The organism is Secundilactobacillus silagei JCM 19001 (assembly GCF_002217945.1).
Taxonomy (GTDB): domain Bacteria; phylum Bacillota; class Bacilli; order Lactobacillales; family Lactobacillaceae; genus Secundilactobacillus; species Secundilactobacillus silagei.
Genome location: NZ_BCMG01000072.1, coordinates 1 through 235, shown reverse-complemented (window position 1 = coordinate 235; position 235 = coordinate 1). Strand labels below are relative to the sequence as shown.

Annotated in this window: 1 tRNA gene and 1 rRNA gene; both read right to left on the bottom strand. The window is 48.5% G+C overall.

The features are described from left to right. Positions 1–2 precede the first annotated feature (2 nt). Positions 3–76: transfer RNA gene (locus tag CES79_RS12610), tRNA-Ile, on the bottom strand. Between the two features lie 84 nt (positions 77–160). Further along, positions 161–235 (bottom strand): 16S ribosomal RNA (locus CES79_RS12605); the annotation flags it as partial.

The following is a 235-nucleotide window of genomic DNA, read 5'->3' as shown; positions in this document are numbered from 1 at the left end:
AGTGGGCCTAAATGGACTCGGACCATCGACCTCACGCTTATCAGGCGTGCGCTCTAACCAACTGAGCTATAGGCCCAAAAAGCGTTATTAACTTGAGAGTAGACCTCTCAAAACTAAGCAAAGTTTTGTCTCATGTGCAGGCTTCCGTATTATTCCTTAGAAAGGAGGTGATCCAGCCGCAGGTTCTCCTACGGCTACCTTGTTACGACTTCACCCTAATCATCTGCCCCACCTT